The sequence below is a fragment of the Burkholderia sp. HI2500 genome (genome assembly GCF_002223055.1).
In the GTDB taxonomy this organism is placed as follows: Bacteria; Pseudomonadota; Gammaproteobacteria; order Burkholderiales; family Burkholderiaceae; genus Burkholderia.
In genome coordinates, this window is the sequence record NZ_NKFL01000006.1 from 2136346 (window position 1) to 2149679 (window position 13334).

General features: G+C 68.8%; 12 protein-coding genes. 9 read left to right on the plus strand and 3 right to left on the minus strand.

Features of this window, described 5'->3' with window-relative positions; translation table 11 throughout:
- Positions 1 to 78: 78 nt before the first annotated feature.
- Positions 79 to 1053, plus strand: coding sequence for an AraC family transcriptional regulator (locus CFB45_RS27260; RefSeq protein WP_089428213.1), 975 nt, complete (start codon positions 79 to 81; stop codon positions 1051 to 1053).
- Positions 1050 to 2084: a LysR family transcriptional regulator gene (locus tag CFB45_RS27265; RefSeq protein ID WP_089428214.1), complete on the plus strand. Its 1035-nt coding sequence runs from the start codon at positions 1050 to 1052 to the stop codon at positions 2082 to 2084. The genes CFB45_RS27260 and CFB45_RS27265 overlap by 4 nt, the downstream gene beginning before the upstream one ends.
- A gap of 44 nt (positions 2085 to 2128) precedes the next feature.
- Here the strand turns inward: CFB45_RS27265 and CFB45_RS27270 are convergent, their stop codons facing one another.
- Positions 2129 to 3247: a porin gene (locus CFB45_RS27270; RefSeq protein ID WP_089428215.1), complete on the minus strand. Its 1119-nt coding sequence runs from the start codon at positions 3245 to 3247 to the stop codon at positions 2129 to 2131.
- Between the two features lie 410 nt (positions 3248 to 3657).
- On the opposite strand from CFB45_RS27270, the gene CFB45_RS27275 reads away from it, so the two are divergent.
- Both CFB45_RS27275 and CFB45_RS27280 read left to right on the plus strand, forming a co-directional pair.
- Positions 3658 to 5052 carry a spinster family MFS transporter gene (locus CFB45_RS27275; protein ID WP_089428216.1) on the plus strand — a complete coding sequence of 465 codons (1395 nt, stop codon included), beginning with the start codon at positions 3658 to 3660 and terminating at the stop codon, positions 5050 to 5052.
- 157 nt (positions 5053 to 5209) lie between these two features.
- The gene (locus CFB45_RS27280; RefSeq protein ID WP_089428217.1) at positions 5210 to 6202 is read left to right on the plus strand and encodes a PDR/VanB family oxidoreductase; all 993 of its coding nucleotides are present in this window, start codon (positions 5210 to 5212) and stop codon (positions 6200 to 6202) included.
- Positions 6203 to 6467: 265 nt separating this feature from the next.
- Here the strand turns inward: CFB45_RS27280 and CFB45_RS27285 are convergent, their stop codons facing one another.
- The gene (locus tag CFB45_RS27285; protein WP_089429167.1) at positions 6468 to 7388 is read right to left on the minus strand and encodes a LysR family transcriptional regulator; all 921 of its coding nucleotides are present in this window, start codon (positions 7386 to 7388) and stop codon (positions 6468 to 6470) included.
- 139 nt (positions 7389 to 7527) lie between these two features.
- Here CFB45_RS27285 and CFB45_RS27290 point away from each other — a divergent pair, with 139 nt between their 5' ends.
- The 3 genes from CFB45_RS27290 to CFB45_RS27300 all read left to right on the plus strand — a co-directional run bounded on the left by CFB45_RS27290 (position 7528) and on the right by CFB45_RS27300 (position 9879).
- Entirely contained in the window at positions 7528 to 8811 is a 1284-nt protein-coding gene (locus CFB45_RS27290) for an aromatic ring-hydroxylating oxygenase subunit alpha (RefSeq protein ID WP_089428218.1), read from the plus strand.
- Positions 8808 to 9311 (plus strand): aromatic-ring-hydroxylating dioxygenase subunit beta, encoded by a 504-nt coding sequence (locus CFB45_RS27295; protein WP_089428219.1) that lies wholly within the window; start codon positions 8808 to 8810, stop codon positions 9309 to 9311. The genes CFB45_RS27290 and CFB45_RS27295 overlap by 4 nt, the downstream gene beginning before the upstream one ends.
- A 181-nt stretch (positions 9312 to 9492) precedes the next feature.
- Positions 9493 to 9879, plus strand: coding sequence for a tautomerase family protein (locus CFB45_RS27300; RefSeq protein WP_089428220.1), 387 nt, complete (start codon positions 9493 to 9495; stop codon positions 9877 to 9879).
- 59 nt (positions 9880 to 9938) lie between these two features.
- On the opposite strand, the gene CFB45_RS27305 is transcribed toward CFB45_RS27300, so the two are convergent.
- The gene (locus CFB45_RS27305; RefSeq protein ID WP_089428221.1) at positions 9939 to 11522 is read right to left on the minus strand and encodes a sensor histidine kinase; all 1584 of its coding nucleotides are present in this window, start codon (positions 11520 to 11522) and stop codon (positions 9939 to 9941) included.
- A 144-nt stretch (positions 11523 to 11666) separates the two neighbouring features.
- Between CFB45_RS27305 and CFB45_RS27310 the strand changes: the two genes are divergently transcribed.
- On the plus strand, positions 11667 to 12860 hold the full coding sequence (locus CFB45_RS27310; protein ID WP_089428222.1) for an acyl-CoA dehydrogenase family protein: 1194 nt from the start codon (positions 11667 to 11669) through the stop codon (positions 12858 to 12860).
- 94 nt (positions 12861 to 12954) lie between these two features.
- Complete coding sequence (locus CFB45_RS27315) at positions 12955 to 13332, plus strand: hypothetical protein (protein WP_011356094.1); 378 nt, start codon at positions 12955 to 12957, stop codon at positions 13330 to 13332.
- Positions 13333 to 13334 lie beyond the last annotated feature (2 nt).

The window sequence follows — 13334 nt, forward strand, 5'->3', positions numbered from 1 at the left end:
CGGCACGCCCGTTCGCGCAACGCAATCGCGGCGACGCGCATGCCGCCGCGCCCGCCGCATCCGCTACGAGGTCCGTGAATGGATATCGCCCTGTCCCGCCATGCGCCGAACCGGCTCGGCACGCTGCACGCCCCCGACGAAGTCGAACGCGCGGTCGCCCACCGGCTCGGGCCGCACCGGATGGCCGCGCGTGGCCGTGATCCGTTTCATGCGGAGCTGTACGAAGTGCCGCTGCATCACGGCGCGCTGCTTGAACTCTGCTACGGCCGCGAAACGCGCATCGACTTCGGCGACGATGCCGAGCACTTCCTGTTCAGGCTGACGCTCGCCGGTGCATGCGAGCTGCAGGCCGGCAGCGTCGTCGCGCGCGCCGGCCCCGGCGCGCTGACCGTGTCGTCGCCGGCGCTCGCGAGCCGCCTGAGCACGAGCCCCGATTGCCGCAACCTCGTGCTGCGGCTCGAACGCGGCGCGCTCGAACGCAAGCTGCAGGACATGCTGCAGGCCACGCTCACGCGGCCGCTGCAGTTCGCTCTCGCGACCGGTGGCACCGGCGCGGGCGCCGCGCTGCTGCTGCCGACCTTCGAATACCTGTGCCGGCTCGGCGCGCAGCCGGGCCTCGGCACGGCCGCGACGACCTTCGGTGCCGACCTCACCACGTGGCTGATGTCGCTGCTGCTCACGCACCTGCCGCATTCGTACAGCGATGCGCTCACGCGCGGCACGCCGCCGCTACCGGCGCACGTGCGGCGCGCGTGCGATCACGTCAACGCGCACCTCGGCGAACCGCTCGCACTCGCCGCGCTGGCCGCGGTCGCGGGCGTCGCGCCGCGCACGCTGCAGCACGCGTTCCGCGCGTTCCTGCACACCACGCCGGCCGCGTACGTGCGCGAATGCCGGCTCGCCGCCGTGCACGCGGCGCTGCAACGCGGCGACGCGCGCAGCGTGACCGACGTGCTGATCGCACACGGCATCCATGGCTTCGGCCATTTCGCGAAGGCGTATGCGCGGCGTTACGGCCACGCGCCTTCCGTCACCGCGAGGCAACCCCGATGACGCACTCCGCACCCGGCCGTTCGGCGGCCCCCGCCCGCACCGATTCCGCACCGCACGACAACGATGCATCCGAACTGCGTGTGCAGGATCTCGATCTCAACTTGCTGAAGACGTTTCGTGCCGTGTACGAGGAGCGGCACGTCGGCCGCGCGGCGCTGCGGCTCGGCGTCACGCAGCCGTCCGTCAGCTACGCGCTCGGCCGGCTGCGGCTGATGTTCCGCGACGCGCTGTTCGTGCGCACCGGCACCGGCGTCGAGCCGACGCCGCGCGCGCAGCGGCTCGCGCTGTCGGTCGACAAGGCGCTCGCGATCCTGCAGGACGTGCTCGACGAAGGCTCGCGCTTCACGCCCGACAGCACGCAACGCGTGTTCCGCCTGCACATGAGCGATTTCGCGGCGAGCGCGTTTCTGCCGACGCTGCTCGCGGCCTTCGACCGCCGCGCGCCGGGCGCGGTGATCGAGACGCTGCACGTCGACGAATGCCAGCTCAATGTCGCACTCGAATCGGGGCGCATCGACTTCGCGCTCGGGCATTTCGCCGATGCGTCGAGCCACTTCCAGCGCACCGCGCTGCTGCACGAGCGCTGCGTGCTGCTGATGCCGCGTCGCACCGCGCAGCGCGTCGCGCTACCCGACGATTACGTGCTCGATGGCGACGCGCCCGACACGCTGCGCTTCGTCGCGGTCACGTCGCATCCGCAATCGATGCAGTTGCTGGAACGGCACGGGCTGATGCCGCGCGTGCGCGCGGCGCTCCCCGATTTCATGGTGGTGCCCGCGCTGCTGCAGGACGGCGACTATGCGCTGATCCTGCCGGAGACGATCGCGATCACGTTTGCCGCGCGGCAGCCGTGCGTGCTGTACGAGATCGCCGGTGCGGGCGAATGGGCCGTCAATGCGTACTGGCACCGGCGCTTCGACGCCGACCCCGGCCATCGCTGGCTGCGTGCGCTGCTGCTCGAACTGTTCAACATCGGCGAGCTGGCGCCGTTCGACGCATGGCTCGCGCCGCAGCCGCCCGCCTGCGCATAGCGGTGCAAGCGGGAGGGCACGCGGTTCCGGAGCGACCGAAACGCTCAGAACGACGTGAGGATGCCCGCGACGATCGAACTCGCGGTCGCGCCCGGCTTGGCGACCGCGACACCGCCCCCCGCCGCGCCGTTCACGACGAAGCGTGCATGCGCGCCGTTGCGCACCATCGCGGCGCCCGTGTACAGCACCGTGCGCTTCGACAGCGGATAGTCGAAACGGATGCCGTACGAATCGGCGTTGCCGTCGCTGTCCGCGACCTTGCGGTAGTGGCCCACGCTCAACAACAGCGACGCACGCCCGATCGGCACCGTCGCGCTCAGCTCCATGATGTCGCTGTGCGGATACGCGCTCTGGCTGTCGATCGCGGTCGCGACGTCGGGGCCGCCGCGATGACGCATGTACAGCGCGGCCACCTTCACGACGCTGAAATCGTACGAAATCGCGCCGAGCGTGTAGTTGCCGTTCGCGGCCGGGCTCGTGCCGCCGAGCGCGGACGCAGCCACCGGGCTGAACTTCTGCTGCATGGTGTCGACGTCCACCGACAGGCCGCCGCGCACGTAGTTGAGTCCCACGCCGTACGTATCGCCGAGCGTCGACGGCTGCCCGGCCGCGCCGTTGGTGCCGCGCGCGGCCATCGCGCGCAGCATGAAGCCCGCATGGCGCGGCGACGTGTAGCGCATCGAGTTGCGCACGCGCAGGAACGCGGGCCCGACGAAGTTGTTCGTCGCATTGCCCCACGCGAGCCCCGCGCCGAGGCCCGGCAGGCTGTACGTGACGAGCGTCGTGTGCAGGATCGTGTAAAGCTCACCGAACTGCACGCCGCCGAACGGCCCCGTGATGCCGACCCACGCCTCGCGGCCGAACAGTGCGCTGCTGTTCGACAGTGCGCCGCTCGCCGCGTTGAAGCCATCTTCCAGCTTGAAGATCGTCGCGTAGCCGCCGCCGAGATCCTCGACGCCCTTCAGCCCCCACTGCGACGCGAACAGGTTGCCGCTGCCCATGCGCGTCACGTGGTTCGGCCCGGCGTTCGCGTATTCGATCGCGGTGTCGACGCGGCCGTAGAGCGTCACGCTCGATTGCGCGAAGGCGGGCAACGCCGCGCAGGCAAGCAGCGCGGCAAGCGGTACGGCAAGCCGGTCGGCCCGCCCGTTCGGTTGGTTCATCGTCGTCGTCCCGTAGAGTTTGCGGCGCAGTTCGGCGTCGCGCCGCGTGATATGAAGCGCGTTCGCCGCGAAGGGCCAACGCTGCCGATCAAAAACGGGCCGAGTCTAGGAACGACAATTTCGGACGTCGACGCAATGCGCTCTATAACGCTTATAGATGCGCCGCATGAGGCACCTGCGCCCCGCCGCACGCGCGCTGCGCGGCGGCCGGTGCGCGGGACCCTGGTGTTTTCTTTATCCGGGTCGGTAAATGCCCGTGTGGTGCAGCTGTCACTCCGGCTATGGCCGCTGAATTTGGCCGACTACGCTGCGTTTCCGATACGTGCCCCCGCACGCTTTCGCGCCGCGACGGCGCCCGGCCCGCCAGGCCGCTGCCGCGCGTTTCCACCGCCCGCTCCTGGAGAATCCGCATGTCCGCATCCACGGCCCGCGCTGCCGGCAAGCGCTATACGTACGAATGGTATGTCGTCGTCATCTGCATGCTCGCGTACGTCTTCTCGTTCGTCGACCGCCAGGTCCTCGTGCTGATGATCGAGCCGATCAAGCGCGACCTGCACCTGTCCGACACGCAGTTCAGCCTGTTGAACGGCTTCGCGTTCTCGCTGTTCTATGCGGTGATGGGGCTGCCCGTCGCCTATCTCGCCGATCGTTACGCGCGGCCGCGGATCATCTCGCTCGGCATCGCGCTGTGGAGCGTCGCGACCGCCGCGTGCGGGCTCAGCCAGCATTTCGTGCAGATGTTCATCGCGCGGATGGGCGTCGGTGTGGGCGAAGCCGCGCTGTCGCCCGGCGCGTACTCGATGCTCGCCGACTACTTCCCGAAGGAGAAGCTCGGGCGCGCGATCGCCGTGTACTCGCTCGGCTCGTTCATCGGCGGCGGCGTCGCGTTCCTGATCGGCGGCTACGTGATCGCGCTGCTCAAGCATGCGAGCGCGTTCACGCTGCCGGTGGTCGGGCAGGTGCATGCGTGGCAGGTCACGTTCCTGATCGTCGGGCTGCCGGGGATCCTCGTCGCACTGCTGTTCGCCGTGACCGTGCGCGACCCGCAGCGCAAGGGGCTCGCGCAGGATCGCTCGGGCGCCGTGCGGCGCGTGTCGATGCGCGATTCGCTGCGCTTCGTCGGTACGCATCGCGCGACTTTCTCGTGCCACTACCTCGGCTTCTCGTTCTACGCGATGACGCTGTACTGCCTGCTGAGCTGGACGCCCGCGTTCTATATCCGCCACTTCGGGATGACGGCCGTCGAAGCCGGCTACACGCTCGGCATCGTGCTGCTGGTCGCGAACACGGCCGGCGTGTTCTGCGGCGGCTGGCTCAACGACTGGCTGCTGCGGCGCGGCCGCGAGGATGCGCCGATGCGCGCCGGTGCGATCGGCGCCGCGTGCATGGTGATCCCCGCGACGCTGTTCACGCAGCTCGACTCGCTGCCCGCGTCGCTCGCGATGCTCGTGGTCGCGATGTTCTTCGCGTCGTTCCCGATGCCGACGTCCACCGCCGCGATGCAGACGCTCGCGCCGAACCAGATGCGCGCGCAGATCTCCGCGCTGTTCCTGCTCGTGTCGAACCTGATCGCGCTCGGGATCGGGACGACCGTCGTCGCGCTGTTCACCGATCGCGTGTTCGGCGCGCCGGCGGCGGTCGGTCATTCGATGTCGATCGTCAACGTCGCGGCGGCGACGCTCGCCGCGCTGCTGCTCGCCGCCGGGTGCCGGCACTATCGTCGCAGCCTCGATCGCGAACGCGGCCTTGCGTCCACCGCCGCGCCGCACGCGGCCGAAGCGGGCAACGCGATCGCCGCGCGCTGAACACCGGCGCAATCGCGCCACCCCACCATCATCCATTCCACTGATTCTGGTATCGCTTTTTAATCGATTTGATTTATGCGATGCCCATCCCTATTCTCGATCGCATGACGGCGCGGTGTCTGTCGCGCCGCGTTCCCCCTACCCCATGGATTGACCCATGCAAGCGAACCGCCACCAAGTCCGGATCGACGCGCTGATCGACGCGGCGCAGGACATCCGCTGTTTCCGGGTGTCGCGCGTCGACGGCCAGCCGTTCGACGCGTACGAACCAGGCGCCCACATCGATGTGACCGCGCCGTCAGGCATCACCCGGCAATACTCGCTGTGCGGCAACCCCGACGAGCGCGGCAGCTACCTGTTCGCGGTGAAGAAGGAAGCGCAGTCGCGCGGCGGCTCGCGTTCGCTGCACGACGATGTGCAAGTCGGCGCCGAGCTGTCGATCGGCACGCCGCGCAACCTGTTTCGTCTGACGGATGACGCGAGCGAGCACGTGCTGATCGCGGCCGGCATCGGCATCACGCCGCTGCTGTCGATGGCGTATGCGCTGCACCGGCGCGGCGCGCGCTACCGGTTGCACTACTTCGCGCGCAGCCGCGAGCATGCGGCCTTCGTCGACGAACTGTCGGCCGAGCCGTTCGCGTCGCACGTGACGTTCCACTACGGCGTCGAGCCCGCCGCGCTCGCGGCCGAGCTGAACCGCTGCGTCGAATCGGTCGACGCGCATGCACACGTCTATACATGCGGCCCGGGGCCGTTCATGGATGCGGTCGTCGCGGCGGCCGCGACACGCTTGCCGGAAGATTCGATCCATCTCGAACGCTTCGCGGCGGAACCCGCCGCCGCCGGTGCGGGCAACACCGATGCCGGCGCCGGCCCGGCCGCCGACGGTTTCGAAGTGCGCCTGCAGCGCAGCGGGCAATCGGTACGCGTCACGCCCGACACGTCGATCGTCGACGCGCTCGCACGCATCGGCATCGAAGTCGACACGTCATGCGGCGAAGGCGTGTGCGGCACCTGCATGGTGCCCGTGATCGACGGCGAGCCCGACCATCGCGACCATTGCCTCAGCAAGGCCGAGCGCGCGAGCAACACGGTGATCTGCTGCTGCGTGTCGCGTGCGCGCTCCGCGGTGCTCGTGCTCGATCTCTGATGCGCGCGGTTCGGGCGACGGCCTTTAAGGACGTCGCGCGCTCTCGAACTGCTCGACGCATTCGGCCAGCCACGCGCGCCTCCAACGCGCTGCCCGCGCATTCGTGGATCACACGTCGCCGACACGCCCGACACGCTCGACGCGCTCGACCAGCGGCGTGCGCATCCACGCGCTGCCCTCGTCCTCATGCGTCACGCGTCGTCGCGCGATCCGACCCGCTCGGCAAGCAACGCGTGCAACCGTGCGTTGCTCGCGCCCTCATCACTCACATGTCATCGAACCGCTCGACAAGCTCGGCCAGCAACGCGCGCATCCACGCGTTGCCCTCGTCTTCATGAAAATGCTCGTGCCAGTGCATCGTCACCGACGCGGGCGGCAGCGTGACGGGCAGCTCGTACAGCCGGAACGCATTGTCGCGGTTCAGGATCTGCGCGAGCCGCTTCGGCAGCGTCGCATACAGATCCGTGACCGACAGCACGCTCGGCAGCGCGACGAAGTGCGGCACTTCGAGCGCGATGTTGCGTCCCACGCCCTGCGCGCGCAACGCATCGTCGAGCGCGTGGTGGCTGTGCTCGACCGATTTCACGTTGATGTGCGCGGCGCGCACGAATTGCTCGAGGCTCAGCGCGGCACCGCTCGGCACCCCGCGCCGGCGGCCCGTCATGCACACGTAGGTTTCCTCGAACAGCGTCTGATGACGCGTGCGCGGCATCAGCTCCGGCAGGTTGCCGATCGCGAAATCCAGCCGGCTCGCGCGCAGCGCTTCCTCGATCTCCTCCACCGGCAGCGGCTGCACGCTCAGCGTCACGCGCGGCGCGCGCTCGCGCAGCGCCTGGCAGATCGCCGGCAGGTACGCCATCTCGCCCGCGTCCGACAGCGACAGCCGGAACGTGCGCGTGCTGGTGGCCGGATCGAAGCGCTCCGCATAGCGCAGCGCCACGCGAACCATATCGAGCGCCTTGCCGACGATGCCCGCGAGTTCGAGCGCGACCGGCGTCGGCTGCATGCCCGCGCGCGTGCGCACGAACAGCGGATCGTCGAACAGCGTACGCAGCCGGCCGAGCGAATAGCTGACGGCCGGCTGCGACAGCGCGAGCCGCTCGCCGGCCTTCGTCAGGCTGCGTTCCTCGACGATCGCCTGGAACACACGCAACAGGTTCAGATCGAGATGATCGACCGATGTCATCATCGCCTCCATCATTTGCCGTATTTATTGATCGGCCAATTTTAGATCAATTTGACGGATATGTAGTGGAAGACGAGACTGGGTACTCGACACCGCGCGTGACGCGGCCCGATTTCGCGACTCTTTCCCCACGACAACGATGAGCGACATTTCCTACCAGACGATCGACACCAGCGCGTTGCATGGCCTCGCGCAACCCGACCGCATCGCGCCCGCGATGTATCACGATCCCGCGCTGTTCGAAGCCGAGCTCGACCGCATCTTCTACCGCACCTGGATCTGGGTCGCGCACGAAAGCGAGCTGCCGAACCCGGGCGACTTCATCACGACGACGATCGGCCGCCAGCCGGTGATCGTCGTGCGCGACAAGACCGGCGAGATCAACGTGCTGCAGAACCGCTGCCGCCATCGCGGCGCGACCGTGTGCGAATCACACAAGGGCAACGCGAAGGGCTTCACGTGCCCGTATCACAGCTGGTCGTACGCGCTCGACGGCACGCTGCGCGCGCTGCCGTACGGCGACGGCTACGAAGGCGTGTGCGAGAAAGGCGACCTGCCGCTCGTGAAGCTGCGCGTCGGCGTGTACCAGGGGCTGATCTTCGCGAGCTTCAACGATGCGATCGAACCGCTCGAGGATTTCCTCGGCGGCGCGAAGCCGTGGATCGACCTGTTCATGAAACAGGGCGCCGGCTACCCGATCAAGGCGAACGGCGAGCACAAGTTCAGGTTCAAGGGCAACTGGAAGATCCAGCTCGAGAACACGACCGACCTCTATCACTTCCCGGTCGTGCACAAGTCGTGGATGAAGTCGATCGACGATGAAACGGCCGCCGCGATCACGAGCTTCATGACGAGCGAGGACGCATTCTGCCGCGGGCTCGGCAACGGCCACAGCCTCGCGGTGCTGATGCCCGAGCTGATCGACCTCGACGAAGACGACGGCGCGCCGCTGCCCGAGCGCTTCGCGCCGCTCGCGGCGAAGCTCGCCGAACGTCACACGCCGGAGGAAGTGCGCCGCATCGTGCGCTCGCTGATGGGTGTCGGCTTCAACCTGAACCTGTTCCCGAACCTCGCGCTGTCGATGGCGTTCTTCCGCGTGCTGCGGCCGATCTCCGCGAACGAAACCGAGATCCGCCACGTCGCGCTCGCGATGGACGGCGGCCCCGACGAAGCGAACCGCGAGCGGCTGCGCATTCACGAGCACTTCCAGGGCCCGTTCGGTTTCGGCAGCCCCGACGACGCGGAAGCGTGGGAGCGCGTGCAACGCGGCGCGCATGCGGGCCCCGACGTGCCGATCCTCGTGAATCGCGGGCTGAACCGTGAGACGACTGCCGCGAACGGCGAAAAGACCGCGCATGCAACCGACGAGACCGGCATGCGCGAGGCCTACCAGCAATGGCGCAAGATGATGGAGCAACAATGATGGACGACCGCAACGCCCTCTTTTCCGAGCAGACCTTCGCCCGCGCGGTCGAATTCGTGTGGCGCGAAGCCGAGATGCTCGACCGCCGCGACTATCGCGCGTGGCTCGACCTGTGGGACCCGGCCGGCCACTACGTGGTGCCGATCGATCCCGACACGACCGACTTCGCCGCGACGCTGAACTACGTGTTCGACGACCAGGACATGCGCGAGAAGCGCGTGCAGCGGATGGTGTCCGGCTATTCGGCGTCGGCGACCGACGCGGCGCGCACGGTGCGCACCGTGTCGCGCTTCACGCTGGAAAGCGGCAGCGCCGACACCGTGGAACTGAAATCGGCGCAGGTCGTCGTCGCGTACAAGCGCGGCGTCGCGACGCTGTTCGCGGCTGACGTCACCCACAAGCTGCACGTCGATGTGGAAGGCGAGATGCGGATCGCCGAGAAGGTCGTGCGCCTGATCGATTCGACCGAAGCGCTCAGCGCGATCGGCTTCCTGCTGTGAGCGGCCACCGGTTCGCCGTCGCCGGCGCAACGGTGAGCCGGTCACCTTCACCAGTAAGCGGCCGCCGGTTCGCCCGTCGCCAACGCAACGGTGAGCCGGCCACCTTCACCTTTAAGTGACCACCGGTTCGCCCGTCGCCAACGCAACGGTGAGCCGGTCACCTTCACCTTTCCGGACGACCATGCCCACACTCGAAGTTTTCCTGCCGGCCGGCCATGACGGCGCCCGCAAGGCCGAACTGATCGCACGGCTGACCGGTGCGACCGTCGATTCGATCGGCGCACCGATCGAATCGGTGCGCGTGCTGCTGACCGAATTGCCCGCGACGCACATCGGCCTCGGCGGCCGCAGCGCCGCGGACGGTGCGCCGCCGTCGCTGCCCGTGATCGTCGCGATCCTGATCGCCGGCCGCACCGACGAACAGAAGCGTGCGCTGATCGCCGCGCTGTCGGAGACAAGCGCCAGCGTGCTCGATGCGCCGCTGCAAGCCACCCGCGTGATGATCAAGGACATCCCGAACACCGATTTCGGCATCGGCGGGCAAACCGCACGGGCGCTCGGGCGCTGATCATGCGCTGCGCGCGTGCCTGCCCGCTCATGCACGACGGCCGCCGGGCGGCCGCGGCATCAAGCATTCCCCGGCGACGATGTGCCCGCCCGAGCCTTCGTCCCGGCGAGCGGCAGCGTCACGCGGCAGTCGAGCCCGCCGCCATCGGCCGGGCTGGCAGCGATCCGGCCGCCGTGGCGCGTCACGATGCTCTTGCACAGCGACAGCCCGATTCCGTTCCCACCGGCCTTCGACGACGAGAAGCCGTCGAACAGCCGATCGTGCGCATCGGCCGCGATACCCGGGCCGTTGTCGATCGCGCGCAGCTCGGCATGCCCGTCGACGTTCGCAGTGCCGAGCGTCAGCGTGCGCGACACCCGCTCGCAACCGGCGAACGCCTCGATCGCGTTGAACGCGAGATTCAGGATCACCTGCCCGATCAGCACGCGCTCGCAGCGGATAGGCAGCGGCGCGTCGGCCTGAACGATCGTGACCGTCACGCCGGCTTCCTTCGCGCGCAGCTCGATGAAATACGCGACGTCCGCGAGGATGTCGCGCAAGTCGGCGAGCGCGACGACCGGTTCGCGCTTCACGATGAACTCGCGCACGCTCTTGATGATCAGCGCCGCATGCTCGGCCTGCCGGTCCGCGCTGCGCAGCCCCCAGATCGCGTCGTCGATCGCGCCGCGCGCGTTCAGCCGCTGCACCGCGCCTTCGATGAAATTGCGCACGGCCGCGAGCGGCTGGCTCAACTCGTGCGCGATCACGCTCGCCATCTCGCCCATCGCGTTGTAACGGCCCGCGTGTTCGAGCATGCGTGCTTCCGCGCGGCGCGCGTCCTCGATCGCGACTTCGTCGCTCACGTCGCGGAACTGCACGAGCAGCCCGACGAGATCGTCCTCGATCTCGACTTGCCGGCACAGGATGCGCAGCCAGCACGACGAGCCGTCGCGCCGCACGATCCGGTAGCGCTGCGGCGCGGACGGATACGCGGACGGCGCATCGCGCAACTGCGCGACGAGCCGGTCGCGGTCGGCCTCGGAGCAGTAGTCGAGCACCTCGCCGAGCGCTTCGTCGGGTGCGAGGCCGAGCACGCGGCGGCCCGACTCGCTGATGAACTGCACGCCGCCGTGCGGCGTGACGACCGCGATGCCTTCGTCGAGGTCCTGCATGAATTCGCGCAGCCGCGCCTCGTAGCGGCGCAACTGCTGGCGCACCGCCTCTTCCGCGCTGATGTCGCGGAACTGCACCATCACGACGTCGCGCCCGCGCAGCGGCACGTAGGTGGCGGTCGCCTCGGACAACATGTCGACGCCCGTGCGCGACCGGTAGCACCACTCGTACACCTGCGGCCCGTCGACGAGCGCGCGATCCCACGCGCTCACCGCGATCTCGCGCTGGTATTTCGGTTCGGGACGCGTCATGTCCGGCGCCTTCAGCGGCAGCAGTTCCTCGACGGAAAAACCGAGCGCGATGCACGCGGCGCGGTTCGCCCACACGATCGCCTTGGTGTGCGCATCGTGCAGCAGCACGCAGGTCGTCAGCGCGTCGAGCAGCCGGTGGAAATCGTCTTCGTCGGGGAAACTCATGATCGGCTTCGGATGAGGTCGCGCGGCGTCGCGCGGCCGGAAACCCAACATAGCACCGGCACGCGCCGCCCGCATCTGAAGATTTCTTTAGTGCGGCACGGAACGTCACCAGTCGCACGGCTTGTCGTCCCAATTGCTGCGTGTTTTCGGCGTTTCTAGACTGGTTGCATCGTCGTGACCACCCCGCATTCGAACCCCCATCCGCCCCAGGAGACAGCCATGCCCCACGCCGCCCTCGCCCTCGACACCGCACCGAGCGCTCCCCACGCGGCCAGCGAACCGGCCGCCCGGCTGTCGCCGCTCGACGCCGTGATCGAGACGGTCGCCGCGCGCCGCGAGGAATTCGAGCGCCTGTCACACGTGCCGCGCGACGTGATCGCGCTGTTCAAGCAGGCCGGCATCTATCGCGCGGGCACGCCGCGCCGGTTCGGCGGCGATGCGCTCGCGCCGACCGCGTTCCTCGACATGATCGAGCGGATCGCGACCGCCGACGGCTCGGCCGCATGGGTCGCGAGCTTCGGCTCCGCGAACGTGTATCTCGCTGCGCTGCCGCTCGACACCCAGGCCGAGCTGTATGCGAGCGGCCCCGATCAGGTGTTCGCGGGCGGTTTGTTCCCGGTGCAGCCGGCCCAGCCCGCGCCGGGCGGCTGGCGCGTGAACGGCACGTGGAAGTTCGCGAGCGGCTGCAAGGGGGCCGACTGGCTCGGCGTCGGCATCGCCGTGCCGGGCGCGCAGGACGCCGCGCCGAACAAGCCGCGCACGGCCGTGTTCCGCGCGGCCGACGTCGAGATCGTCGAGAACTGGAGCGTCGTCGGCATGCAGGGCACCGGCAGCCACGACCTGCGCGTGGACGACCGCTTCGTGCCTGAAGTGTGGACCTTCGTGCGCGGCGGCGAGCCGACCGTCGACGAGCCGCTGTACCGCTATCCGACCGTCGCGTATGCGGCGCAGGTGCTGGCCGTCGTGAACCTCGGCCTCGCGCGCGCGGCGCTCGACGTCGTGAACCGGATGTCGGGTGGCCGGCAGACAACGACCGGCGCACCGCGCCTCGCCGATCGCGCGTACTACCGCATCGAACTCGCGAAGGCCGAAGCGCAACTGCGCTCGGCGCGCGCGTTCTTCTACGACGCGACCGACGGCGTATGGCAATCGATCCTCGCCGGCAACCCGGTGACGCCCGACCAGGTCAGCCTGCTGCGGCTCGCGGCCACGCAGATCGCGCGCGAAGGCGCGAGCGTCGTCGAACGCGCATACCGGCTCGGCGGCACGGCGGCGATCTATCGCACGCACCCGCTGCAGCGGCTGCTGCGCGATGCCATGGTCGTCACGCAGCACGCGTTTCTCGGCGAAGGCAACTTCGACGGCGCCGGCGCGGTGTTCACCGGTGTCGCGCCGTTCCCCGGCTATCTGTAACCGGCATCGACCGAATTGTTTTGAACGCGCATGAAGCCGAAGCGCCGTCGCCGGCCGGTTCATGCGCCCCACCGATTCCTCTGGAGAACCTGATATGTCCGATTCGAATCCGCTGCCGTTGCGCGTCCTGTTCTGCTGCGGCGTGTCGCAAAACTTCTTCGACCTGCCGCGCGAGAAGATCGGCGAAGTGTGGCAGGCGTACGGCGCGATGCTCGCCGCCGTCGAAGCGATGCCCGGCGTGCGCGTGCTCGGCGTGATGGACGACGACCGCCTCGTGGTCGGCCAGGCCGACGGCGCGCCGTGGACCTTCTACATCATGGCCGACGTCGCCGACTTCGACACGACGGTCGCCGTGTGCAACCTGTATCGCACGACGCCGGTCGGCGAATACAACCTGTGGCGCTACGGCAAGATCGAGGCGCGCGTCGGCCGTGCGCTGACGGTGCCGCCGGCCGCGAAGCCCGCGGCGTGAGG